A 21,254-nucleotide genomic window follows, 5' to 3' on the forward strand; every position below is an offset into this window, starting at 1 on the left:
CTCCTAAACCGCGTCCCTAGCGGGCAAAGCACTGCACTCCTGCATAAAGCAGCGAGACCGCATCATCTTCGACAAAGCCGCCAATCGCATCGCCCAGCGCAAACTCTTCACCCAAAGTGCTTTGCGGCACAGCCAGATAGCCGCCCGCCGCCTCCAACTCAGCGCGCGGCGTGCCCAATTGCACATCGCCCATCAGCGAGATTGGAACCGCAGGCGCGGCGTCGCCATCCTGCGGCCCTCGCCAAAGCCACCCCACCAGCACGTCATCGGAAAAGTTGAGAGTGAGCCCGCCTGCAAAATCAGTGATCTCCATCGCGCCCGTGCCGCATTCATTGTTGGCGGCACTGCGCACCGGTTCGCCCAGCAGTTTGGCCGCGGAACCGATTGCCTCGTTCTTGCCTGCGCCAAAGAAGAACCCTTCCGCGCCCGCTTTCAGCCCCTTGCGCTGAAGCACCACGGCATCGGCGACCACCGGATTGGGTTCGGTAAGCCCCCTCGCCTCTCGCTCGGACGGGCTTGGCACATCATTGCTGCCGCACGCGGCGAGCGCGATGGGTGCCAGAACAACAAGGACCACGCGCATCGCCATCACCCCTTCTTCAAATGCCGCCGCCCTAGCAATTCAGCGATCTGAACCGCATTGAGCGCAGCGCCTTTGCGCAGGTTATCCGAAACGCACCAAAGCGTCAGGCCGTTCTCAACCGTCGGGTCTTCGCGCACGCGGCTGATATAGGTTGCGCCGTCGCCTGCGCTTTCGACAGGCGTGACATATCCTTCATCCTCGCGCTTATCGATCAGCATGATGCCGGGGGCCTCGCGCAGGATGTCTTGCGCTTGTTCAGCAGTGATTTCTCGCTCAAACTCGATATTCACTGCCTCAGCATGGCCGACAAAAACGGGCACGCGCACGCAAGTTGCGTTGAGTTTGATTTTGGGATCGAGGATTTTCTTCGTCTCGACCATCATTTTCCATTCTTCCTTGGTCGATCCATCGTCAAGGAAGACGTCAATATGCGGGATCACGTTGAACGCGATCTGCTTGGTGAAAGCCCGAGGCTCCACCGGATCGCCGACAAAGATAGCGCGGCTTTGTTCGAACAATTCGTCCATGCCCGCTTTGCCTGCGCCCGAAACCGATTGGTAGGTCGAGACGACAACGCGCTTGATCCCCGCAGCCTTGTGCAAAGGCGCGAGCGCCACCACCAGCTGCGCGGTTGAACAATTGGGGTTCGCGATGATGTTGCGCTTGGTATAATCGTCGATCGCATCGGGGTTGACCTCTGGCACGATCAGCGGGACGTCGGGCTCCATCCGGTAGAGCGAGGAATTGTCGATCACGACGCATCCGGCTGCGGCGGCTTTGGGCGCGTATTCCTTGGCAGGGCCGCTTCCTGCGGAAAACAGCGCAATGTCCCAGCCTACCCAATCGAAATGCTCGATATTCTTGCATTTGAGCATTTTGCCGGTGTCGCCAAATTCCACCTCAGTGCCCTGGCTGCGCGAGGAAGCAACCGCTGCAACTTCGTCACACGGAAATTCGCGCTCTGCCAGAACCTGCATCATTTCGCGCCCGACATTGCCTGTCGCGCCGACAACGGCCACCCGGTAACCCAATTCACTTACTCCTAAATCACATATTCGCCGCTGCGATAGCGTCATGCGCCGCGCGCGCAAGCGGTCATCTTATTCCGGCCCAATCACTCAGGCGGCGTTACCCCGTGGCTTTCCAAAAAGCGAAAGATTGTGTTCCACAGATGGGGCGAGATATTCTCGTCTGCCACCCGGTGCGTGTATCCGGGATAAAGCATCATTTCGAACGGCACATTGCCTTCTTGCAAGACGCTGATCAGCTCAGATGAGTTTTCAAACACCACATTGTCATCCGCCATGCCGTGGATCAGCAGCAAAGGATCGCTGATTTTTGTGGCATCGGGAATGGCGCTCGCTTTCTCGTAAGCCTCGGGCACTATGCGGGGATCGCCCATAAAGCGCTCTGTGTAATGCGTGTCGTACAGCCCCCAGCGCGTAACCGGAGCGCCTGAGATACCGGCGGCATAAAGCCCGGAATCAGCCTGCAACTGCTTCAGCGTCATATACCCGCCATAGGACCAGCCATAGAGCGCGATCTTGTCTCCATCGACGAAATCGAGTGTTTTGAGAAACTCAGCGCCCGTCTTCTGGTCAATCACTTCCACCCCGCCCATCGCGCGGTAGATTGGCTGCTCAAAATCAACCCCGCGATTGGCAGTGCCCCGGTTATCGAGCGCGAAATAGATATACCCCTTATCGACCACGGCCTGCGCCAACGCGCCCTGCCAGCCTTTGTCCACGATTTGCGGACCTGGGCCGGAATAGTGGTAATAGAATACGGGGTATTTCTTCCCCGGCTCCATTTCCGGTTTCAGCATCATCCAATGCAGCGGCGTGCCGTCCTCCGCAGGAATGGTGCCGTATTCAGGCGTCACATGGCTGGCGAGGAATGGCGTGTATGGATGATCCGCATCCAGAGCGTTTTCCTCTACCCAAGTGAGGCGAGTGCCATCGGCTGATGCAAGATAGCTTTGCGTGGGCTGATTGGTGGCGGAACGCGACACCAAGAGCGTGCTTCCCGTTTTGTCCATGCTCGCTGAATTGGTGTATTCGGCATCGGTAAGCGAGGTGACCGGCGCAGACGCTTTGAGCAGGCCTCTGTATATCTGCTGCGTCAGCACGCCAGTGGTTGCCTGGTAAAAGAACTCACCTTTTTCCTCGTTCACTCCCACCAAAGTGGTCGCGGGTTCAGCCCCGCTGGAAAGCAATGTCCAATATTCCCCATCAAAGCGATAGAATTGACCGGCCCCGCGCCGCTCCGACCACCACAGCAAATTGCCGTCTTTCAGGAAACGGTAATTGTCAGACAGGTTGATCCAATAATCCTCGCGCGCGGCTTTTTCGGTGAACCAAACCTCGCTCGCGCCGGTGCTTGGATCAACGCGGAGCATATCGAGCACCGTTTGCTCGCGGTTCTGGCGTTGGACGTAGAGCGATCCATCAGGGGCCCAATCAACGCGCGCGACGTAGATATCGGTCTCTGTGCCCAGATCGACTTTGACGCGGTTGCCGCCATCGGGGTCCATCACAAACAGCTCGACAATCGCATTGTCAGAGCCTGCCACGGGGTATCGCTGGTCAAACACCTTCGTTCCCGTCGCGCCAATCGCGGCGCGCGTCACAATGCCCACGGGGCTTTCATCGGTGCGTTGGACGGCCAGGCGGCTGTCATCAGGCGACCACCAATATCCCGTCAGCCGGCCCATCTCTTCCTGGGCAACAAATTCCGCTTCGCCCCAGCGGATCGTGTCTTTTTCCTTTGGTGTGATAGGCGCGGCCTCTTGGCCCACTTCGCCGACCCACAATTGCCGCTCGCGCACGAAAGACACATAACGTCCCTTGCTCGAAAGCTTGGGGTTGAGCTCGCTTTCCTCGGTATCGGTCAATCGGGTGACGGTGCCGTCCAATTTTGCGAGGTACAGATCGCCATCAAGCGGCACGAGCACGCCCGACCCATCGCTTGCCCATTGATAGCTGATGATGCCTTTCAGGTTGCCGACACGCGCGCGCTCGCGCTGCATCTTTTCATCTTCGGAAAGCTCGCGCCCTGTGCCCAGCTTTTCGCTGTCCACAAGCATCCGCCATTCCCCAGTGGCAATCTCAAAACCCCACAGATCATATCGCTCCCGGTCATCTTCGCGGTTGCGCAGAAGCGTCAAGAATTTGCCATCGGGCGAAAATTTGGTCTGGCGCGGCGCAGGGCCGTTTAGCGAAGGCGAGGCAAAGACGCGCTCAAATGTGAGATCGGTTTGGGTGGTCACGTGGTCATCCGCGATGGCTGGAGTGGCAAGGAAGGCAGCGGCGGCGGCAAGAAGAAGGCGCATTCTGATGTAAACCTCGTCATTGCGAGCGACCCCGGACTTGATCCGGGGTAGCGCGGCAATCCAGGGTCGGAGGCTGGATTGCTTCGTTGCTATGCTCCTCGCAATGACGAACACGATTGGCAAGAGCGAACCCAACGAAAAAGGGCGGCCCAACCGAGCCGCCCTTTCAAATTCTCTCAGGCAAGAACCTTACGCCTTGGGCGCATTCTCACGGCGCTCAGCGATACGAGCCCGCTTACCTGTGCGGCCGCGCAGATAGTAGAGCTTCGCACGGCGCACAACGCCGCGGCGGACCACGGTGATGCTGTCGACGATCGGCGCATAAAGCGGGAATACACGTTCCACGCCTTCGCCAAAGCTCATTTTGCGAACCGTGAAGTTGGAATTGATGCTGCGGTTCGAGCGCGCAATCACAACGCCTTCAAAGTTCTGGATCCGCTCACGCGTGCCCTCGATGACTTTCACACCGACGCGCACAGTGTCGCCGGCCTGAAACTCAGGAATATCTTTGTTCGCTTTGCCGATTTCTTCGGCTTCGATTTGCTGGATCAGGTTCACTGGTCCGTTCCTTTATCTTTTCGCCGCGCGCCAGAGGCAGACTGGACCCGAGCGTCTGAATAACGCTCCCACAAGTCCGGCCTGCGTAACCGAGTGTGATCTTCCGACATGGCTTTACGCCAAGCAGCGATCTTCGCATGATCCCCCGATCGCAGCACTTCAGGGATCGTGCGCCCTTCCCACATTTGAGGCCGGGTGTATTGCGGGTATTCCAGAAGGCCGTCCTCAAACGACTCTTCCACCCCGCTAGAAGCCGCGCCCATTACGCCGGGCAGCAGCCGAATGCAAGCATCAAGTATCGCAAGCGCGGCGGGTTCTCCCCCGAAAGGACGATATCGGCAAGGCTGACTTGCTCAATCTGAGGGCGCGCGTCGAACAGGCGCTCGTCAAACCCTTCGAAACGCCCGCAGATGAAAGTGACACCAGGGCCGGAGGCAATCTCGCGGATGCGCTCTTGCGTGATGGGTTTCCCGCGCGGGGTCATGGCGAGAATGGGAATGAAAGCCCCCGCCCCTTTAGGGGAGGGGGTTTGGGGGTGGGGCGCGTCATTCGGGATGGGCTGATCCGTGCCGCTCCCCTCCCAACCCTCCCCCTGAAGGTGGGAGGGCTTTTGCGTCACACTATCCAACGCCGCCGCCATCACATCCGCCTTAAGCACCAGGCCCGCTCCGCCGCCTGCAGGCGTGTCGTCCACATTGCGGTGCTTGTCGGTCGCAAAATCGCGCGGGTTAATGGTGCTGAGCGACCAATCGCCTCGTTCCAGCGCGCGTCCCGCCAGCGATGCGCCCAGTGGTCCGGGAAACATCTCCGGGTAAAGCGTGAGGATGGTGGCGGCGAAGGTCATGGGACGCAGCCTGTGCCAGCCATGGCGCGATCAAGCAATTGCTAACCTATATCGGGTAATTATCCCGCATGGAACGCAAAGGAACACTCAAGATCGGTGCCGGCGCCATTGTTGGTGTGCTGGCCCTGTGGCTGTTCCTCTATATCTCAACTCTGTTCCCCTATCTGGGCTATGGCAGCCGGAGCGAGACCCTGGGACCGGGTGTCTCTCTTAACGCCGGGTCAAGCGATTTTGGCCTTAAAAAGATGCTTCTTTTCAAAGGGCAAACCGCCTTTATCGAATACGATGTCAGTTCAACCGAAAGCGGCAAGGTTATCCTTGATATAAAGCCGTTCACGACCTTTGGTTTCAGCGACAACATGCAAAAAGTCGAGGCGGGCACATCGGGCACTTACGAAGTCGAAATCGAGGAAACCGGGCTCTACGAATTCAGCCATGATTTCTCGCTCAACGGCATTTCGGGGACGACCAAATACCGAGTAAGCTGGGGCGCGCGCTAGAGCGGTTTTATAGCACTCCGTCCGCCCTGAGCTTACCTAAAGGCCGGTTCGTTTTCTGCGCTGCGGGATGAAGGAAAGTGCAATCCTTCGACAAGCTCAGGATGAGCGGGATTTTCATGGGTGTGAGTATTATTCTATTTTCTCGTCCCGCGATCCTTGCCGTGCACTGCCAATCCAAGCTGGAAGCCAGCAAACTGCTAAGGACAGGGTTAGGTACGGAACAATCTGTGCCTGCAACTCTAGTCCATCGGCTAGAGCCGCCCAGAAAGGCAGAGAACCGATTGAGAATGCGGTGCCACCAGTAACTATAAGTCTGTTTAGCCTAGGAAAAAGGTGGGCAGTTCCAGTTGCAACTCCAAAAGCAAGGGCAGCTGAAAGCAAAATACCGATCGGAAAGACTAATGCCAAGTGATCCCATCCTTTGCCCGTGTATCGACACTGAGCTCAAACACATCAGGCCGCGAATAGTGACCGTCTGTGTCAAGGCTCGCCAGCCCCTGCCCGATCTCGCTTAGGTCGAGTTCGGCGTGCAAAATCTCCTCACCCTCGCCTGCCTGCGCCAAAACCCGCGCATCGGGCGCAATGATCAGTGAGCCGCCGCGATTAAGCGCCTCGCCCTCAATCGCCTCGAACAGCTCGCGCGCCTCGGCAGAACCACCCACTCGCTCCAACCCGTCAAACAGATCGTCCCGCTGCTGCACCAGCCCCGCTGCCAGCACGAAACACCGCCCCTCCATCGCGTAATGCCTTGAGGCTATTGCGTATTCCTCGCGCACTGTGGGCCATGCGGCGACATGGACGCTTTCGCCCAGATTGTGCATCGCGGCGCGCGCGAGCGGCATCCAGTGTTCCCAGCAGATGAGATTGCCCGCCCTGCCCCATTCCGCCTGATGCACTCCCAGAGTCGAGCCATCGCCGCGCATCCAGATCAGCCGCTCGCCGTGCGTTGGCACCAGTTTGCGGTGGTCCAATGGCGGCTCGCCGGGGCGAAACAGCAATTGATTGTTGTAAAGGCTTGATCGCACCCGCTCATGCGCGCCCAGCGAAACGCACGCGCCGCTCGCATCGCACAGCTCTTGCAATGGCAGCAGCCGTTCATCGCCTGGCACAATCGCATTATCGAGCATGATCTGGTGCAGCGCTTTAGTCCCCGGATGATCCCACAAGGCAGCACCCGGAGCCTCATCCAGCCAAAGCGGATAGCCGCCAAGTAATGTCTCGCCAAACGCCACAAACCGCGCGCCCGCATCAATGGCTTCAGCGGCGAGCCGAGTGGCCTTTTCAATCCCGCCCGTGAAATCGAGCGGAATGGGGGCCGCTTGGCAAATGGCGACGGGAAGAGAGGTTGGGAGATGGGTCATTTGAATGTCTCTTCCGGAGGATCGTCTTTGGGGACCATGATACGGGCAAAGAAGGCAGCAAGAAGCGCGCCGAAACTGGACCCCCAAAACCCCATGATTACGAGCGCGATGAAGGTTGCATCCCACCCGCCGGTTTCCAAGTTATCCGCCGATCCAGCAAATCCAACCCAAATGCCGGGTACAATTGCCCCAAGGGCGCCAACAAGCATATTCTTACTATTAGATGGCCGGATTTTTCGGGTCACGAAAATTACATATGCGGCCGCATAGGTTGTCCCAAGGATCGCAGCGGCCATCAAAGGCCAGAACAGAATGTGGGGAATGGTGGGAAACATGTGATCGCTTTGTTCGTGAAAGACGCCTCAATCTTCCACAAAATCGCTCGCAATCACAAGCGTTTCCGCGTCCCATTCGATCACCGCAGCCTTGGTCATGGGGACCATGATCGTTTTGGTGCCTTTCGCAGGCGGCGGCTCACGCTTGATCTCGATAATGTCGGTTGCGCCGAAGTTTTCGACCGCGATGACCTTGCCAATCGGCTCGCCCGTATCGGTTTCGGCAGCAAGTCCGATCAGATCAGCGTGGTAATATTCGCCCTCGCCCAGATCGGGCAAGCCATCGCGCGTAACTGTCAACACGGTCCCGCGCAGTTTTTCCGCCTCGTTTCGGCCAGACACGCCTGCAAAGCGCGCCACTGCGCCGCCTTTGTTATCAGAGCGGATCTTGGAGAGCTTTAATTCCCGCCCATCATCACGCGCTGTGAAAGTCTTATGCTGGGAGAGCGCTTCCACGCCCTCCCCGAACAATTTTAGGCGCACTTCGCCCGCGACACCGTGTGCGCCGGTGATGGAGGCGAGTTCTATGGGTTTGTTGCTCATAAGCCCCTCCCGCAGGCGGGAGGGGTTTGGGGTGGGCGAGGCTGGGCGCGCAGGTTCGACACGCACCCACCCCCGGCCCCTCCCGCAGGCGGGAGGGGAGACATGGCTTACTCAGCCTTTTCTTCGCCAGCGTCTTCCGCGGGTGCTTCTGCGGCCGGAGCTTCTTCAGTTGCCGCTTCCTCAGTTGCTGCCTCTTCAGCGGGCGCTTCTTCCGCAGGTGCTTCGGCTGCAGGCTCTTCAGCAGGAGTTTCTTCTGCAGGCGCTTCGGCTGCGGCTTTGGCTTCTTCTTCGGCTGCTTTCTTCGCTTCTTCAGCTTCTTTCAGCTTTTCCGCTTTTTCCTCAGCGCGTTCGGTCGCTTTTTCACCGGGCTTGGCTTTGTTGGGGTTGTTGCGCGCCTCGCGCTCTTTGATGCCTGCAGCGTCGAGGAAACGCAGAACCCGGTCGGATGGCTGCGCGCCCACGCCCAGCCAATACCGCGCGCGGTCTTCGTTCAGTGTAACGCGCTTTTCGTCATCCTTGGCGAGCAGCGGGTTGTACGTGCCGATCTGCTCCAGATACTTACCATCGCGCGGGCTGCGGCTGTCGGCTGCCACGATGCGATAATAGGGACGCTTTTTCGCGCCGCCACGAGAGAGCCTCAATGCAATTGCCATAATAGATTACCTTTCAAGTGTAACTGTCTGTATCAAATTCGAATTCTTATTTCTTAGGTTTTCCGCCAAGGCCGGGGAGACCGGGCGGTAAACCGCCCATCCCGCCGCCGCCGGGACCGCCCAAACCAGGCATAGGGGGCATTCCGCCACCGGGTCCGCCGCCTGCGCCGCCCATTCCGCCCATCGGGCCGCCAGCACCGCCGCCGCCAAACATCGCAGCCAGCCCTTTAAGGCCGCCCATTTTCTTGATCTGCTTCATCGCGCGGCCCATTTCCTGATGCATTTTGAGCACCTTGTTGACCGTCTGCACATCCGTACCGCTGCCAGCAGCGACGCGCTTTTTGCGCTTGGCGTTCATCAAGGCGGGATTGGTGCGCTCTTTTTCCGTCATCGACGTGATGATCGCATCCATATGCAGCAGCACGCGCTCATCCATGTTGGAAGCGGCCATTGCGGCTTTGGCTTTCTTCATGCCCGGCATCATGCCAGCCAGCGCGCCCAGCCCGCCCATATTGCGCATCTGTTTCAATTGCATGCGCAGATCGTTGAGGTCGAATTTGCCTTTCTCGAAATTGGCTTGAAGCTTTTCAGCTTCTTCGGCATCAATCGTCGCAGCGGCTTTTTCAACCAGGCTGACAACATCGCCCATGCCCAGAATACGGTCGGCAACGCTTGAGGGGCGGAAGGCTTCGATCGCGTCTAGTTTCTCGCCGGTGCCGGCAAATTTGATCGGCTTGCCAGTGACAGCGCGCATTGACAACGCCGCACCGCCGCGCGCATCGCCGTCCATCCGGGTGAGGACGACACCTGTGAGCGGCACTTCATTCGTGAAACTCTGCGCGACATTCACCGCGTCTTGGCCGGTGAGCGAATCGACCACCAGCAGCACTTCGGTGGGGGCAGACACGCCGGAGACCGCTTTCATCTCCGCCATCAGCGCTTCGTCAACATGCAAGCGGCCTGCGGTATCGAGCAGCAACACGTCAAAGTTTTGCAGCCGCGCCGCTTCCATGGCGCGCCGGGCGATATCGACCGGCTGCTGGCCTTGAACGATAGGCAGGGTCGCAACGTCCACTTGCTCGCCCAGAACCGCGAGCTGCTCTTGGGCTGCCGGGCGGTTGACATCGAGCGATGCCATCATGGATTTCTTGCCATGCTTTTCGCGCAGCATTTTGCCCAGTTTCGCCGTCGTGGTCGTCTTACCTGAACCCTGAAGGCCCACCATCATAATGACGACCGGCGGTTTGACATCCAGCGTCAGCCCTTCTGATCCGCCATCGCTATCGTCCCCGCCAAGGGTCGCGATGAGTTCGTCATGGACGATCTTGATGACCTGCTGGCCGGGCTTGACCGATTTGAGGACTTCCTGCCCCACGGCCTTTTCGGTGACGCTGTCGATAAACCGGCGTGCGACAGGCAGCGCGACATCGGCTTCGAGCAAAGCAACGCGCACTTCGCGCATGGCATCGCGCACGTCCTGCTCTTTAAGCGCGCCGCGGCCTTTAAGCTTGTCAAAGACCCCGCCCAGGCGGTCGGACAGATTATCAAACATTCAATCCACTCCTCGCCCGCCAGCTTCGACAGGATTTAACGCGAAAAACGCCGGCGAACGAAACCTCGTTGGCCAGCGTGCGAAGCAAATGCCCCGGCTTTGTATCTAAATCCATTTTGCTGGATTTTTCGCAGGGTAAGCAGCGGAAAAGCCAGTAAAATGGTGGAGCCTAGCGGGATCGAACCGCTGACCTCAACACTGCCAGTGTTGCGCTCTCCCAGCTGAGCTAAGGCCCCTTACCATTTGTGCAGGCCCATTTTCATGGAACCTACCTCCCCATTCGCACAGGGAGCAGCGCGATTATGAGAGCGCCTTACAAAAAGCAAGTGTTTTTAGGTGTCGTCGTCCCCATCGTCGTCGCCTTTGCCCTTGGTCACGCCAAGGTCATCGTCGCCGCCCAGATCGACGTCGTTATCGGGGGAATCCTCTTCCTCATCAATATTGCCGATTTCTTCCAGCTCATCATCGCCGCCCAGATCGCTGTCTGCTTCGCCTTCTTTGGCTTTCTTGTCGGCTTCTTCAAACGGGATCGGCTGCTTGGATTTGAGCACGGGTTCCGGCGTCCAGGTTTCGCCGCATTCAATGCAGGTCACCGGGTCTTCTTTGCCCAGATCGTAAAAACGTGTCCCGCATTTGGGGCAGGAACGCTTGGTTCCCCATTCCGGCTTCGCCATTCGAAAATCCTTACATCTGTGATGCGCCTTAAAGGTGCGGCGCTGAACGTCTCAATTGGTGGGACCGGGCCGGCCGTGTTTCAAGCCTGTCCACCCGAAAGTTGCGGCGCCTTGCCATAGCGACACTGCGCTGTCAAAGACCGCCGCGCAATGGCAGCTCACACCTTCTCTCCTTCCGGCCCTTTATCGGCAAGTTTGCGCGTCCCCGGCGACAAATCGATCAGCCACCGTTCCTTGATGTTTGCAGGGCTTGCCGTGGGGCAAAGCCGGATCGAAGGGCTGCTCGAAGGCGAAGACGTGCATGCGACCGCCGCCGCCATGCGCGCGCTGGGCGCGCATATCGAACGCACAGATGATGGCATCTGGCAGGTCGAAGGCGCAGGGCTTGGCAGCCTTTTGGAGCCGCGCGGGAGCCTCGATATGGGCAATTCGGGCACATCGACCCGGCTGCTGATGGGATTGCTGGCCAGCCATCAGATAACCGCCACTTTTACCGGCGATGCGAGCCTTTCAGGCCGTCCGATGAACCGGGTGATTGCCCCGCTCAGCCAGATGGGCGCGCATTTTGAAGCCTCAGCAGGCGGCACTCTGCCGCTGATGGTGCGCGGGGCCAATCCGCCTGTACCGATCACTTACCGCCTGCCTGTGGCGAGCGCGCAGGTCAAAAGCGCGGTGCTGCTGGCCGGGCTGAACACGCCGGGCATCACCCGCGTGATAGAGCCTGTGCCGACCCGCGATCACACCGAACGCATGCTCAAGGGGTTTGGCGTGGAGCTGGCGCTGGGCAACGAGGATGGCGCGCGCGTAATCGAAGTGCATGGCGAGGCGGATTTGCGTCCCTGCGATGTGGTGGTGCCAGGTGATCCATCCTCTGCGGCCTTTTTCATGGTTGCCGCCTTGCTGGTGCCGGGGAGCGATCTTTTGATCGAGAATGTTGGCCTCAACCCCACCCGCGCCGGTATCATCACCGTGCTGCGGCAGATGGGCGGCTCTATTGAAGAAGTGGGCCCGCGCGAAGTTGGCGGAGAGCCGGTGGCAGACCTGCGAGTGAAGCATTCCGCGCTCACCGGGATTGATGTGGACCCAGCCATCGTGCCCAGCATGGTGGACGAATTTCCCGTTCTGTTTGTCGCAGCCGCCTTGGCCAAAGGAACAACGCGGACCAGCGGGCTGGAGGAATTGCGGGTGAAAGAGAGCGACCGGATCGCGGTGATGGCCAAGGCTCTAACGCTAGCGGGTGCGCGCATCGAAGAACATGAAGACGGCCTTACCATTCACGGCACCGGAGGCGATCCCCTGCCCGGCACGCCGCAAGGGGCTGAGGTTGAAACGCATCTCGACCACCGGATCGCGATGAGCATGGCGGTCGCTGGCCTCGCCAGCAGGGACGGCGTGCGTGTCGATGACACCGCGCCGATTGCAACGAGTTTTCCGAATTTCATGGCTCTGCTAAAAGGCGCGGCGTGACAGCTTCGCTCGATCTTTACAGCTATATCGGCTTTGCCGGCACCGCCTGCATCATTGCTGCCTATGCCTATCTCACGCTTAAAGACGCGCCCAATCCTTACGTCCTGCACGGCACCAATCTCGCGGGCGCTGCGCTGCTGACAGTTTCCCTGTTGGTCCATACCAATTGGCCGAGCCTTGTGCTTGAGGGGTTTTGGGCCGCGATTGCGATATTCGGTCTGGTGAAAGCGGCACGGCGCAAGGCTCCCCCGCCTCCTGCGCAAACACCATGACAATCCGCCCTGCCCATCGCCGTTTGATTGCGGCCACCTTGTTGATTGGCTTTGCGATAGGATCATCGCTGTTCTGGAATGATTGGGCGATTGATTGGATCTCGCTTGGCACCAATCTGGCGGTGGCGTGTCTCGGCATGGTTGCGCTGCATTACCGCTGGCGCTCACGCGAAGCGCAGCGCATATCAGCCGATGAAGCCAAGGAGGAGTTTTCGTGATCATCGCCGTTGATGGCCCCACCGCTTCGGGGAAAGGCACCATTGCCAAACGGCTGGCCGATCACTTCGGCGTGCCGCATCTCGATACCGGATTGCTCTACCGCGCAGTCGGCCATCAGGTTCAGATAAATGGCGGCGATCCCGATGCACCGTCAGATGCTCTTGCCGCGTGCGATTTTGCGCCCGAATTGCTCGATGATCCTGCTTTACGAAGCGAGGCGACAGGCGGATTTGCAAGCCGCGTTTCGGTGCATCCCGGTGTGCGCAAAGCGTTGTTTGAACGCCAGCGCGCCTTTGCCTTGCAAGAGGGCGGCGCGGTGCTGGATGGGCGCGATATCGGCACCGTCATTGCGCCCGATGCCGATGTCAAACTGTTCATCACCGCCAGCGTGGAAGAACGCGCGCGGCGGCGCTGGCTTGAAGTGAAGGCGCGCGGAGTGACCGCGCAGTTGTCCGACATCACCGCCAGCATTGCCCGGCGCGATGCGCGCGATATGGGGCGCGCAGATGCTCCGCTGAAACCGGCCAGCGATGCCCTGGTGATCGACACCACCGCTTTTGATCGCGATGCCGCTTTTGAATTGGTGCGCGATGCGGTTGAAAGCGCTCTCGACGCGCGGTAACCGCTTTCCTACAATGTGCGGAGCAAGGCATAAACGCAGGGATGATGACGCCCTGCCTTTCCCACCGCCCCTCCCCGCTCAAACCCGCCTCCGAACAGGCAAAAAGCAAAGGTTACACTTTTGCAGCGCAGTTCGGGCTCGCAGCCAAGGATTTGCGCGGGATCAGCGGTCCTTCTCAACTTTTGCAAAACCCCGCCTTACCGGTCCATGTCTCCTCTGCGCCGGAGCGAGCGAATCGGGGAAATCGCTTGCTATCGGGGCGCATTTGGCTTAGGCGCGCGCCCGTTCTCTTGCATCCCTTGGAACCGCGAAGAACCTGCGGATTTGCATTCGGCAATGCGCAGACCTCGGCCTCTTGCCCCGCAAGGCCAGCGCAATGGTGCGCCAGGCGGCGGATTAAGACCCCGGACGGAGCGACCTGCTCTAAACCGGTGGCCGGTAGCAAAACGAATACAGGAACTGCCCTTACCTATGGCAACTGCACCTAACCCCACGCGCGACGATTTCGAAGCGCTCTTGAACGAACAACTCGGCGGCGCCGGCGAAGATGGCTTTGAAGGACGCGTCGTCAAAGGCACCGTCACCGCGATTGAAAACGGCTATGCCGTGATTGACGTGGGCCTCAAATCAGAAGGCCGCGTCTCGCTTAAGGAATTTGCCCGAGGTGATGAACCTCACGGCCTCACCGTCGGCGGCGAAGTCGAGGTTTATGTCGACCGCGTCGAAAACGCCGATGGCGAAGCGATGCTCAGCCGCGACCGCGCCCGCCGCGAAGCCGCCTGGGACAAGCTTGAAAACGAATTTGGCGAAGGCAAGCGCGTCGAAGGCCGCATCTTTGGCCGCGTAAAAGGCGGCTTCACCGTTGACCTTGACGGCGCCGTTGCCTTCCTGCCCGGCAGCCAGGTCGATATCCGCCCCGTGCGCGATGTGACCCCGCTGATGGAAGTGCCGCAGCCTTTCCAGATCCTCAAAATGGACCGCCGCCGCGGCAATATCGTCGTATCGCGCCGCGCCGTTCTGGAAGAGACGCGCGCTGAACAGCGCAGCGAGCTGATCGACAAGCTGGCCGAAGGTCAGGTGATCGACGGTGTGGTCAAGAACATCACCGATTACGGTGCATTCGTTGATCTGGGCGGCATTGATGGCCTGCTCCACGTCACCGACATGAGCTATAAGCGCGTCAATCACCCCAGCGAAGTGATCGCAATTGGCGACACCGTGACGGTCCAGATCGTCCGCATCAATTCCGAAACGCAGCGCATCTCGCTTGGTATGAAGCAGCTTGAAAGCGATCCCTGGGATGGCGTGGCTGCGAAATACCCAATGGGCGCAAAGCTTTCGGGCGTTGTCACCAACATCACCGAATATGGCGCGTTTGTTGAACTGGAAGCCGGCATCGAAGGTCTGGTCCACGTCTCTGAAATGAGCTGGACCAAGAAGAACGTGCATCCCGGCAAGATCGTCAGCACTTCACAAGAGGTCGATGTGATTGTCCTCGAAGTGGACAGCGAAAAGCGCCGCATTTCGCTCGGCCTCAAACAGGCTCAGCGCAATCCGTGGGACGAATTTGCAGAGAAGTTCCCGGTTGGCGCGGAAGTCACGGGCGAAGTCAAGAATGCAACCGAGTTTGGCCTGTTCATCGGGCTCGACGGCGACGTCGATGGCATGGTCCACATGTCAGACATCGCCTGGGGCATTTCGGGCGAAGATGCATTGGCGCTTCACCGCAAGGGCGAAGAAGTCAAAGCGGTTGTGCTTGATGTCGATGTCGAAAAAGAGCGTATCTCGCTGGGTATGAAGCAGCTTGAAAAAGGCGCTCCCACCGAAGCGGGTGCAGCCGCTGCTGGCTCCCTTCGCAAGAACCAGACCGTTACGGTTACCGTTCTTGAAGTGCGCGATGGCGGGCTCGAAGTGCAGGTTGGCGATGATGGCGCGACCGGGTTCATCAAACGCTCTGACCTTGGCCGTGACCGCGACGAACAACGCCCTGACCGGTTCCAGGTTGGCGCGAAAGTCGATGCGATGGTCATCGGGTTCGACCGTTCGAAAAAGCCGAACTTCTCGATCAAGGCTCGTCAGATCTCGGAAGAGAAAGAGGCAGTGGCCCAGTTCGGTTCATCCGATTCGGGTGCATCTCTCGGCGATATCCTGGGCGAAGCGCTCAAGAAATCGGACGACTGATTGTTTGGGTTCGCCCATCCGGGCGAACCTCCTCGCTAGACGTGCAGCAGAGCTGCACACGCTGCGGGCGGACGGTCGTCCTTGCGATGCTGTGCGCATCGACCAACCAGAAAAGGCCCGTTCTCCCAATCGGAGAGCGGGCCTTTCCTACTGAAGCTGGATCGCCTACATAGCTCGCCATGCTTACAGTTCATCAATTCCCCTGCCTCACCGACAATTACGGCTTTCTGCTGCATGACCCTGAAAGCGGAGAGACCGCCGCGATCGACACACCTGATGCGGCCGAATATCTCAAACAGGCAGACGCTAAAGGGTGGACCATCACCCATATCTGGAACACGCACTGGCACCCGGATCATGCGGGCGGAAACACCGATATCGTCAAAGCCACCGGCGCGCGCGTCATAGCCCCGCGCGAGGTCGAAAAGCTCTCTGCTATCGACCACGTCGTTGAGCATGGCGACACCGTAAAGCTGGGCGAATACACTGCGGATGTGATCGATGTGTCGGGTCACACCAATGGCCATGTCGCGTTCCACATTGCGGATGCCAGCATCGCTTTTGTGGGCGATGCCGTGTTCGCGCTGGGCTGCGGGCGAATGTTCGAAGGGGAACCCAAACAGTTCTGGTCAAGCCTCGACCGTATCCGCCAATGGCCAAGCGAAACCACGCTCTATTGCGCGCATGAATACACCGAAGCGAACGCCAAGTTCGCCATCCACGCGGATCCAGACAACACCGCTTTGCAGGACTATGTCGCGCACATCACTGCCAAGCGGGCCAAAGGCGAGCCGACCGTCCCGACTGTCCTCTCGCGTGAGCTTGCGACCAATCCGTTCCTGCGCGCCGATGATCCGGTGCTAGCGGCGAAATGGGGCGGCGATGCCCCGCATGAGACCTTTGCCGCGCTTCGTTCGGGTAAGGACAACTTCTAGACCGCAATGCAGGCCTTACAGGTTCAATCGCTGTCGAGCGATCTTAGCGGTGCCGCGCTGATTGATGCTCCCATTCCGGTGCGGCAGCCCGGCGAAGTGTTGGTGAGCGTCAAAGCGGCCTCGCTCAATTACCCTGACCTCTTGATGACGCGCGGGCAATATCAGTTCAAACCGCCCCTCCCCTTCATCAGCGGGCTCGAAGCCGCCGGAGAAGTGATCGAAGCCGGCTCACGCAGCCTGTTCAAGCCCGGTGACAAGGTTATGGGCGGCAACAAGACGGGCGCCTTTGCCGAACACGTCAGCCTGCCGGACCGCGGCCTTTCGCTCATGCCAGAGGGCGTGAGCTTTCACGCAGCCGCCGCGATGGGCGCGGCCTACTCAACCGCCTACACCGCGCTGGTCGAGCTGTGCGGGCTTAAACCGGGCCAATGGGTGCTGGTTCACGGGGCAAGCGGAGGCGTGGGTCTTGCAGCGGTCGATCTGGCCAAGGCGCTGGGCGCAAAAGTGATCGCTGCCACAGGCGTTGAGGCCAAGCGCGAGCGGATTGCGCAAAGCTATGCTCCTGATACGGTGATCCTGGCAGACGGGCGATTTCGCGAGGCAGTTGCGGACATCACCGGCGGGGCGCTGTGCGATATCGTGTTCGACCCTGTGGGAGGCGATGTGTTTGACGAATCCACGCGCTGCGCCGGCTTTGGCGGAAAGCTTGCCGTGATCGGCTTTACCAGCGGGCGAATAGCCGATGTGGCCACCAATATCCCGCTTATCAAAGGGTTCTCAATCGTAGGCGTGCGCGCCGGCGAATATGCCCGGCGGTTCCCGCAGCGCGGGGCAGCGATCAATGCAGCGATTGCTGATCTGGCGAAAGCGGGACAGATCACCCCCGCGATTGACCGTGTGCTGCCCCTATCACGCTGGCGCGAGGGATTTGCTGCGATGGACCGGCGCGAGCTGGTAGGCAAAGTGGTGTTTGAACCGGGTTCTTGAGGGGCTGAGAGGCTGAGCTCTGCCCCGCGCCGAGCCCTTCAAAGAAAGCGTGCGATCAGCGGATCAAAGCGATCCGATAACTTCATCCGCCAGAACGCTGTCAGCCGCACTGTCGTGGCGCTCTGCGATCAAACTGCGCGATGCGGCAGAGGCCGCTTCAACCGCTTTGGCGCGCACTTCGGCGATGGCATCGCGTTCTGCGGCTGCAATCTTGTCTTCGGCCATGCGCTCGCGGCGTTTCACCATGTCGGCGCTGTCGGTTTTGGCTTTCGAGATGATCGCTTCGGCTTCGCGCTTGGCGCTGTCCATCATCGCCTCGGCGTCTTGTTCGGCGCCTGCGATCTTGGCTGCATATTCATCGCGTAGCACTTCGGCTTCGGCGCGAAGAGTTTTGGCCTCATCGAGCTGGCTTTTGATCTCGGCGATTCTCGCATCGAGGCCGCCCATGATCATACCAGGCACTTTCTTCCAGATAAGAATCAGGATGAGTATGCCCATCGCAAGCGATACCCACTGATAGTCTTGCAAGAACAAAGCGGACGGTTCGTTCTTAAGGAAGACACCGCCGTCCGCGGTTTCGCCCAACATGGGTTCCGGCCCATTCCCGGTTGCGATCAAAATCGAGAGGAGATCAGCCATTGGCGAGCGCTTTCTTCACTGCGGAGCGCGCAGTGCGTTTATCAACTTTGGCACCGGTCAATTTGCTCACGATGTCTTGCGCTGCTTCTGCTGCAACACCTTCAATTTCCGCCATGGCAGATGTGCGAGCTTCATCGATGCGCGTCTCAGCTTCGGCCAATTGGGTGTCGAGCCCGGCTTGCGCCTTGTTGAGCACTTTTTCCGTATTCGCCGCCGCTTTGGCTTTGGCCTCCGCGATCAGCCCTTGAGACGCAGCGCGATTTTCATTTTCACGGACGCGCCATGCCTCTTCCTGCTCATCAGCAGCATCACGCGCAGATTGCGCAGCTGCCAAATCGTCAGCGATCTGCTTGTCACGCAAGGATACGGTGTCGAGAACCTTGGGGACCATGCCCCGGCCAACAACGAAAAAGGCGATGCCGAAGAAAACCAGCAGCCAGAAAATCTGGCTGGAATAGGTTTCCATAAGCTGGGCTATTTGAGGCATTGCAATATGCTCCGCATGCGGTGCCGTTGAAAGGCGCAAATTGCGCCCGTTTGCGCCGCATCCCCATCAGCCAGCAATTCTGGCCAAAGTGAGTGCGGCGCTAGTCTGGATTAGGCGACAAAGATCAGGATCATCGACACAACAAAGGCGAGCAGACCGAGAAGTTCGGCAGCCGCAAATCCGATGAACAAACGGCCCTGTTGACCATCAGCCGCACCAGGATTGCGCAGCGCGCTTTCGAGGAATGAACCAAAAACGTTACCAACGCCGATAGCAGCCATGCCTGCGCCGATTGCGGCAAGACCTGCGCCGATGAGCTTTGCAGCTTCTACTTCCATTTGAAAACTCCTTAAAAAAACTTGTTAGAAATGTTGGAAAAACCAGTGCTTAAATTAGTGAAGGTGTTCCGCATCGTTGATGTAAAGCGACGTCAACAAAGCGAACACATAGGCCTGAATGCCGGCCACGAGGATTTCGAGAGCGCTGATGCCGATCATCAACGCAAAGCTTGGAATACCAACCATCACGCCGAATCCTGCACCGGCATTAGTGCTGTCGATCACAAAGCTGGCAAGCACTTTCAAAAGCACGTGCCCGGCCATCATTGCCACAAACAGCCGCAATGCGAGGCTGAACGGGCGCACGAGGAAAGAGATAAGTTCGATCGGGAAAATGATCGGGATCATGGGCAACGGCGTGCCGTGCGGGACGAACAGGCTGAAAAATTTGATGCCGTGCTTCCAAAAGCCAACGATCAGAACAATCGAAAAGCTGAGCACAGCGAACACACCTGTTACGGTAAAGTGGCTGGTGAATGTAAAGGGATGAACCCCGACCAATCCCAAAGGCATCAGGCCCAACAAATTGCCGAAGAGAATGAACATAAACAGCGTGAAGACATAAGGCACATATTTGCGCCCCGCTTTGCCGATATTGGCATCGAGCATATTGTCGATGAACCCGGTGAAATATTCCACCGCCATCTGCCAACGCCCCGGCACCAGCTGACGCTTCATCCCGCCTGCGACAAACACCACGAGCAAAACAGTCGTGATCGCCATCCACATGGTTGAGTTTGTGAATGCGATGTTGAGACCTGTTGAACCCAATTCCCACGAGTCCGAGCCGAGCAACGGCTCGATCTCGAATTGCTTCATCGGATCGACTCTGCCTTCTTCGGCTGCCACGTCAGATCAGTCCTTATTGCATCGTTTATCGCGGCGCACCCTTGCGTAAAATCAAGCAATGCCAGCAACAATCGGCGGCGAGAGCATCAGCTCCCGTCACCCTTCGGTGTTTCGGCATCACTCTCAGGGCGCGCATTTGCGCTGAGAATAACATTTCTGAAAGCGACCACTATTCCAAGGAACAGCCCCACTAACAGACCCCATGGATTGGTGTTCGTTAAATGGCCAATGCCATATCCGATCACCACTCCCCCAAGAAGCCCACCGATAAGATCTGCCAAAACGCGGCTGCCGCTGCGATAATTCGCATCAGAGCCATGCACGCTTGGCTGGTTGCGCTTGTCTCCGCGCTCGCGGGCAGCTTTAAGCCGCTCCTCAAGCGCATCAATTCGCGCATCCTCAGCGATGGTTTCTCGTGCGGGTTTCTTGTCGCTCATCGGCTCATTCCTAGTTGGGAGTTTGCACAAGCACAACAAACAGCCCCGCAAGAGGCGCGCACCCCTTAGAATCGGGCGTATGGCAAGTCAATGGCAGTGGACACAAGCGCGCGGCAATTATCGCGCGGTGTGTTGAATAGAATGCAAGTGAACGGGCGCTCGACACCGTTTCGGGGCGCACACATATCCCGTTATGGGACGCGCAAAAACCCAAGCCCTCACCCTTCTACGGGCAGCGTTGATCGCGCAAAGGCGGCTCGCTTGTACGCGTTTGCCAGGTGCGGTCAGGGGCCTGATACTTTTCCCCCGGAACCGTGCGCAAAATAGCCTGGCACCCAGACGCAAGCGCGTAAGCTTCCAATGTGGCGCTGTTTTCCTGCGCCTTGCGCTGATAGACCGCGCGGCGCTTGATATTGATGTCATCCACCAAACGCTGAAGCGCGGGCGTGGGATTGCCGACAATGCCGAGATATCCATCAACCTGCTCGCCTACGGTGCCCGCTGCACGCGCGGCGGCATAGGCCGGATCGCGTTGGGCGCTGGCAGGCATTGCAATCGCGCTGAACGCCAAGGCCCCTGCTGCGAATGCCAAAGTGGTGGTGCGAAATGTCATCATTGGGCTTTCCTGAACGTAATCCTTGGCTGAAACGTAAATCTTGGCCAAAAACTAAACCTTGGACTTAAAAAATGTCCTCATTTTCCTCAATCGTCTCGTCTGCATCTTCTGCAAGACGATAAATCACTTCCTGCCGAATGTTGATATTGAGATCGATGACAATGGGTTCATCGGGCGCATCAATATTGATGCATCCGCCCAAAACCGCGCTCAAACCCAGCGCCATTATTGGCGCCCATCCGGTATGCTTCATTGCCCCGCCACCCTTTAT

At 58.7% G+C, this 21,254-nt stretch carries 25 protein-coding genes, 1 tRNA gene and 1 pseudogene; 8 read left to right on the forward strand and 19 right to left on the reverse strand.

All coding sequences use genetic code 11. From position 1 onward, the window contains the following. Positions 1 to 16: 16 nt before the first annotated feature. From AC0V6L_RS14720 to trmD, 5 genes and pseudogenes are all read right to left on the reverse strand, one after another. Positions 17 to 583, reverse strand: coding sequence for an aspartate-semialdehyde dehydrogenase (locus AC0V6L_RS14720; RefSeq protein WP_486154917.1), 567 nt, complete (start codon positions 581 to 583; stop codon positions 17 to 19). A 5-nt stretch (positions 584 to 588) separates the two neighbouring features. Beyond that, on the reverse strand, positions 589 to 1,614 hold the full coding sequence (locus AC0V6L_RS14725) for an aspartate-semialdehyde dehydrogenase (protein WP_486154918.1): 1,026 nt from the start codon (positions 1,612 to 1,614) through the stop codon (positions 589 to 591). A gap of 83 nt (positions 1,615 to 1,697) precedes the next feature. Beyond that, on the reverse strand, positions 1,698 to 3,914 hold the full coding sequence (locus AC0V6L_RS14730) for a S9 family peptidase (protein WP_486154919.1): 2,217 nt from the start codon (positions 3,912 to 3,914) through the stop codon (positions 1,698 to 1,700). A 189-nt stretch (positions 3,915 to 4,103) separates the two neighbouring features. Beyond that, positions 4,104 to 4,472, reverse strand: a complete 369-nt coding sequence (rplS, locus tag AC0V6L_RS14735; protein WP_486146591.1) for a 50S ribosomal protein L19 — start codon at positions 4,470 to 4,472, stop codon at positions 4,104 to 4,106. Further along, a pseudogene (gene trmD, locus AC0V6L_RS14740) lies at positions 4,469 to 5,316 on the reverse strand (tRNA (guanosine(37)-N1)-methyltransferase TrmD). Before trmD ends, rplS begins: the two are co-directional and overlap by 4 nt. Before the next feature lie 68 nt (positions 5,317 to 5,384). Here trmD and AC0V6L_RS14745 point away from each other — a divergent pair. Further along, positions 5,385 to 5,816: a hypothetical protein gene (locus AC0V6L_RS14745; RefSeq protein ID WP_486154920.1), complete on the forward strand. Its 432-nt coding sequence runs from the start codon at positions 5,385 to 5,387 to the stop codon at positions 5,814 to 5,816. A 398-nt stretch (positions 5,817 to 6,214) separates the two neighbouring features. Here the strand turns inward: AC0V6L_RS14745 and AC0V6L_RS14750 are convergent, their stop codons facing one another. From AC0V6L_RS14750 to AC0V6L_RS14780, 7 genes are all read right to left on the reverse strand, one after another. Further along, positions 6,215 to 7,177 (reverse strand): carbon-nitrogen hydrolase family protein, encoded by a 963-nt coding sequence (locus AC0V6L_RS14750; protein ID WP_486154921.1) that lies wholly within the window; start codon positions 7,175 to 7,177, stop codon positions 6,215 to 6,217. Further along, on the reverse strand, positions 7,174 to 7,386 hold the full coding sequence (locus AC0V6L_RS14755) for a hypothetical protein (protein ID WP_486154922.1): 213 nt from the start codon (positions 7,384 to 7,386) through the stop codon (positions 7,174 to 7,176). Before AC0V6L_RS14755 ends, AC0V6L_RS14750 begins: the two co-directional genes overlap by 4 nt. 153 nt (positions 7,387 to 7,539) lie before the next feature. Then, positions 7,540 to 8,055 (reverse strand): ribosome maturation factor RimM, encoded by a 516-nt coding sequence (rimM, locus tag AC0V6L_RS14760; RefSeq protein ID WP_486154923.1) that lies wholly within the window; start codon positions 8,053 to 8,055, stop codon positions 7,540 to 7,542. Positions 8,056 to 8,162: 107 nt separating this feature from the next. After that, positions 8,163 to 8,708, reverse strand: coding sequence for a 30S ribosomal protein S16 (gene rpsP / locus AC0V6L_RS14765; RefSeq protein ID WP_486154924.1), 546 nt, complete (start codon positions 8,706 to 8,708; stop codon positions 8,163 to 8,165). Between the two features lie 46 nt (positions 8,709 to 8,754). Beyond that, complete coding sequence (gene ffh / locus AC0V6L_RS14770) at positions 8,755 to 10,260, reverse strand: signal recognition particle protein (RefSeq protein ID WP_486154925.1); 1,506 nt, start codon at positions 10,258 to 10,260, stop codon at positions 8,755 to 8,757. 160 nt (positions 10,261 to 10,420) lie between these two features. After that, positions 10,421 to 10,496 (reverse strand) — tRNA-Ala (locus AC0V6L_RS14775). Between the two features lie 96 nt (positions 10,497 to 10,592). Next, the gene (locus AC0V6L_RS14780; protein WP_486146603.1) at positions 10,593 to 10,934 is read right to left on the reverse strand and encodes a TIGR02300 family protein; all 342 of its coding nucleotides are present in this window, start codon (positions 10,932 to 10,934) and stop codon (positions 10,593 to 10,595) included. Positions 10,935 to 11,084: 150 nt separating this feature from the next. Between AC0V6L_RS14780 and aroA the strand changes: the two genes are divergently transcribed. From aroA to AC0V6L_RS14815, 7 genes are all read left to right on the forward strand, one after another. Then, on the forward strand, positions 11,085 to 12,401 hold the full coding sequence (aroA, locus tag AC0V6L_RS14785; protein ID WP_486154926.1) for a 3-phosphoshikimate 1-carboxyvinyltransferase: 1,317 nt from the start codon (positions 11,085 to 11,087) through the stop codon (positions 12,399 to 12,401). Next, the gene (locus AC0V6L_RS14790) at positions 12,398 to 12,673 is read left to right on the forward strand and encodes a CBU_0592 family membrane protein (RefSeq protein WP_486154927.1); all 276 of its coding nucleotides are present in this window, start codon (positions 12,398 to 12,400) and stop codon (positions 12,671 to 12,673) included. The genes aroA and AC0V6L_RS14790 overlap by 4 nt, the downstream gene beginning before the upstream one ends. Further along, positions 12,670 to 12,891 (forward strand): hypothetical protein, encoded by a 222-nt coding sequence (locus AC0V6L_RS14795; RefSeq protein ID WP_486154928.1) that lies wholly within the window; start codon positions 12,670 to 12,672, stop codon positions 12,889 to 12,891. Before AC0V6L_RS14790 ends, AC0V6L_RS14795 begins: the two co-directional genes overlap by 4 nt. Then, complete coding sequence (locus AC0V6L_RS14800) at positions 12,888 to 13,514, forward strand: (d)CMP kinase (RefSeq protein ID WP_486154929.1); 627 nt, start codon at positions 12,888 to 12,890, stop codon at positions 13,512 to 13,514. The genes AC0V6L_RS14795 and AC0V6L_RS14800 overlap by 4 nt, the downstream gene beginning before the upstream one ends. A 471-nt stretch (positions 13,515 to 13,985) precedes the next feature. Continuing rightward, positions 13,986 to 15,695 (forward strand): 30S ribosomal protein S1, encoded by a 1,710-nt coding sequence (rpsA, locus tag AC0V6L_RS14805; protein WP_486146615.1) that lies wholly within the window; start codon positions 13,986 to 13,988, stop codon positions 15,693 to 15,695. 179 nt (positions 15,696 to 15,874) lie between these two features. Next, entirely contained in the window at positions 15,875 to 16,630 is a 756-nt protein-coding gene (gene gloB / locus AC0V6L_RS14810) for a hydroxyacylglutathione hydrolase (RefSeq protein WP_486154930.1), read from the forward strand. Positions 16,631 to 16,636: 6 nt separating this feature from the next. Continuing rightward, complete coding sequence (locus AC0V6L_RS14815; RefSeq protein ID WP_486154931.1) at positions 16,637 to 17,617, forward strand: NADPH:quinone oxidoreductase family protein; 981 nt, start codon at positions 16,637 to 16,639, stop codon at positions 17,615 to 17,617. A gap of 63 nt (positions 17,618 to 17,680) precedes the next feature. Here AC0V6L_RS14815 and AC0V6L_RS14820 read toward each other — a convergent pair whose 3' ends face one another. The 7 genes from AC0V6L_RS14820 to AC0V6L_RS14850 all read right to left on the reverse strand — a co-directional run bounded on the left by AC0V6L_RS14820 (position 17,681) and on the right by AC0V6L_RS14850 (position 21,209). Beyond that, positions 17,681 to 18,256 carry a F0F1 ATP synthase subunit B family protein gene (locus AC0V6L_RS14820; RefSeq protein WP_486154932.1) on the reverse strand — a complete coding sequence of 192 codons (576 nt, stop codon included), beginning with the start codon at positions 18,254 to 18,256 and terminating at the stop codon, positions 17,681 to 17,683. Continuing rightward, positions 18,249 to 18,743 carry a F0F1 ATP synthase subunit B family protein gene (locus AC0V6L_RS14825; RefSeq protein ID WP_486154933.1) on the reverse strand — a complete coding sequence of 165 codons (495 nt, stop codon included), beginning with the start codon at positions 18,741 to 18,743 and terminating at the stop codon, positions 18,249 to 18,251. Before AC0V6L_RS14825 ends, AC0V6L_RS14820 begins: the two co-directional genes overlap by 8 nt. Positions 18,744 to 18,853: 110 nt before the next feature. Further along, positions 18,854 to 19,081 (reverse strand): F0F1 ATP synthase subunit C, encoded by a 228-nt coding sequence (locus AC0V6L_RS14830; RefSeq protein ID WP_486146625.1) that lies wholly within the window; start codon positions 19,079 to 19,081, stop codon positions 18,854 to 18,856. Between the two features lie 54 nt (positions 19,082 to 19,135). Continuing rightward, positions 19,136 to 19,900, reverse strand: a complete 765-nt coding sequence (locus AC0V6L_RS14835; protein ID WP_486155158.1) for a F0F1 ATP synthase subunit A — start codon at positions 19,898 to 19,900, stop codon at positions 19,136 to 19,138. Positions 19,901 to 20,016: 116 nt separating this feature from the next. Beyond that, a complete protein-coding gene (locus AC0V6L_RS14840) occupies positions 20,017 to 20,367 on the reverse strand; it encodes an AtpZ/AtpI family protein (RefSeq protein ID WP_486154934.1) in 351 nt (116 codons plus the stop codon). A gap of 226 nt (positions 20,368 to 20,593) precedes the next feature. Continuing rightward, on the reverse strand, positions 20,594 to 20,983 hold the full coding sequence (locus AC0V6L_RS14845; protein ID WP_486155159.1) for a YdbL family probable chaperone protein: 390 nt from the start codon (positions 20,981 to 20,983) through the stop codon (positions 20,594 to 20,596). A 64-nt stretch (positions 20,984 to 21,047) separates the two neighbouring features. Further along, entirely contained in the window at positions 21,048 to 21,209 is a 162-nt protein-coding gene (locus tag AC0V6L_RS14850) for a YnbE family lipoprotein (RefSeq protein WP_486154935.1), read from the reverse strand. Between the last annotated feature and the right edge of the window lie 45 nt (positions 21,210 to 21,254).

The sequence above is a fragment of the Erythrobacter sp. JB1-15 genome (assembly GCF_057365035.1).

Excerpts from the sequence above, each read along its gene's own strand:
- AC0V6L_RS14720 (WP_486154917.1), bottom strand. The coding sequence starts at position 583 with ATGCGCGTGGTCCTTGTTGTTCTGGCACCCATCGCGCTCGCCGCGTGC.
- AC0V6L_RS14730 (WP_486154919.1), bottom strand. The coding sequence starts at position 3,914 with ATGCGCCTTCTTCTTGCCGCCGCCGCTGCCTTCCTTGCCACTCCAGCC.
- AC0V6L_RS14745 (WP_486154920.1), top strand. The coding sequence starts at position 5,385 with ATGGAACGCAAAGGAACACTCAAGATCGGTGCCGGCGCCATTGTTGGT.
- AC0V6L_RS14750 (WP_486154921.1), bottom strand. The coding sequence starts at position 7,177 with ATGACCCATCTCCCAACCTCTCTTCCCGTCGCCATTTGCCAAGCGGCC.
- AC0V6L_RS14755 (WP_486154922.1), bottom strand. The coding sequence starts at position 7,386 with ATGCTTGTTGGCGCCCTTGGGGCAATTGTACCCGGCATTTGGGTTGGA.
- rimM (WP_486154923.1), bottom strand. The coding sequence starts at position 8,055 with ATGAGCAACAAACCCATAGAACTCGCCTCCATCACCGGCGCACACGGT.
- rpsP (WP_486154924.1), bottom strand. The coding sequence starts at position 8,708 with ATGGCAATTGCATTGAGGCTCTCTCGTGGCGGCGCGAAAAAGCGTCCC.
- ffh (WP_486154925.1), bottom strand. The coding sequence starts at position 10,260 with ATGTTTGATAATCTGTCCGACCGCCTGGGCGGGGTCTTTGACAAGCTT.
- AC0V6L_RS14780 (WP_486146603.1), bottom strand. The coding sequence starts at position 10,934 with ATGGCGAAGCCGGAATGGGGAACCAAGCGTTCCTGCCCCAAATGCGGG.
- aroA (WP_486154926.1), top strand. The coding sequence starts at position 11,085 with ATGGCAGCTCACACCTTCTCTCCTTCCGGCCCTTTATCGGCAAGTTTG.
- AC0V6L_RS14795 (WP_486154928.1), top strand. The coding sequence starts at position 12,670 with ATGACAATCCGCCCTGCCCATCGCCGTTTGATTGCGGCCACCTTGTTG.
- rpsA (WP_486146615.1), top strand. The coding sequence starts at position 13,986 with ATGGCAACTGCACCTAACCCCACGCGCGACGATTTCGAAGCGCTCTTG.
- gloB (WP_486154930.1), top strand. The coding sequence starts at position 15,875 with ATGCTTACAGTTCATCAATTCCCCTGCCTCACCGACAATTACGGCTTT.
- AC0V6L_RS14815 (WP_486154931.1), top strand. The coding sequence starts at position 16,637 with ATGCAGGCCTTACAGGTTCAATCGCTGTCGAGCGATCTTAGCGGTGCC.
- AC0V6L_RS14820 (WP_486154932.1), bottom strand. The coding sequence starts at position 18,256 with ATGGCTGATCTCCTCTCGATTTTGATCGCAACCGGGAATGGGCCGGAA.
- AC0V6L_RS14825 (WP_486154933.1), bottom strand. The coding sequence starts at position 18,743 with ATGCCTCAAATAGCCCAGCTTATGGAAACCTATTCCAGCCAGATTTTC.
- AC0V6L_RS14830 (WP_486146625.1), bottom strand. The coding sequence starts at position 19,081 with ATGGAAGTAGAAGCTGCAAAGCTCATCGGCGCAGGTCTTGCCGCAATC.
- AC0V6L_RS14835 (WP_486155158.1), bottom strand. The coding sequence starts at position 19,900 with ATGAAGCAATTCGAGATCGAGCCGTTGCTCGGCTCGGACTCGTGGGAA.
- AC0V6L_RS14840 (WP_486154934.1), bottom strand. The coding sequence starts at position 20,367 with ATGAGCGACAAGAAACCCGCACGAGAAACCATCGCTGAGGATGCGCGA.
- AC0V6L_RS14845 (WP_486155159.1), bottom strand. The coding sequence starts at position 20,983 with ATGATGACATTTCGCACCACCACTTTGGCATTCGCAGCAGGGGCCTTG.
- AC0V6L_RS14850 (WP_486154935.1), bottom strand. The coding sequence starts at position 21,209 with ATGGCGCTGGGTTTGAGCGCGGTTTTGGGCGGATGCATCAATATTGAT.